Below are 686 nucleotides of genomic sequence, written 5' to 3'. Positions count from 1 at the left end.
TGCATTGAGCGACAGTATATCGGATTGATAAGGAGATGTCATGACCACCCCACTTAAGGCAATAGGTGCAATGGCGTTATCGACGCTCGCCATCGCATGTTCATCGCAACAGAACGATGTTATCGCATCTTTCAGTGCACAATGTAAGCCGATCAGTTCACCCGCTGTTGGGGAAACCTCAATCCAAGGTTTGACGTTTGTTGGGTCATCTATCGCCGATGCGCCGTTTGATACTTCTGCCGCAGAAATCGTGAACTATGATGCGTGCACGGACAAACTCTACGTGGTCAATGCTCAAGCCAAACGTGTGGATGTGTTGTCGCTCAACGAAAGCAGTGCGCCTTCACAAACCGATTTTATTGACCTAACCGATGCGGGCACTTCCGCAGGGATTGAAATCGGCGCGGCCAACAGTGTTGCTGTATTTAATGGTTTAGTCGCCGTCGCGATTGAAAACAATAATAAGCAGGAAGATGGCTTGATCGCGCTGTATCGCTCGGATGATCTTTCTCTAATCACCACTTTCAAAACCGGTGCGCTGCCAGATATGGTTGGTTTTTCTAAAGATGGTCGTTACATTGCCACCGCAAACGAAGGCGAACCGAACTCCGATTACAGTATCGACCCCGAAGGTAGCGTGACGTTGGTCGATTTGAGTAAAGGTATTAACAATGCTGACGTTACGC

Annotated in this window: 1 protein-coding gene; it reads left to right on the top strand. The window is 48.5% G+C overall.

Features of this window, described 5'->3' with window-relative positions; genetic code table 11:
- Positions 1–40: 40 nt before the first annotated feature.
- On the top strand, positions 41–686 hold a 646-nt coding region (locus R7Q48_RS27660; protein ID WP_411979296.1), incomplete at its 3' end, for a choice-of-anchor I domain-containing protein.

Source organism: Vibrio sp. 378 (assembly GCF_033339435.1).
The sequence above is the reverse complement of the archived record's forward strand: the minus strand, read 5'-3'. Positions and strand labels throughout refer to the sequence as shown.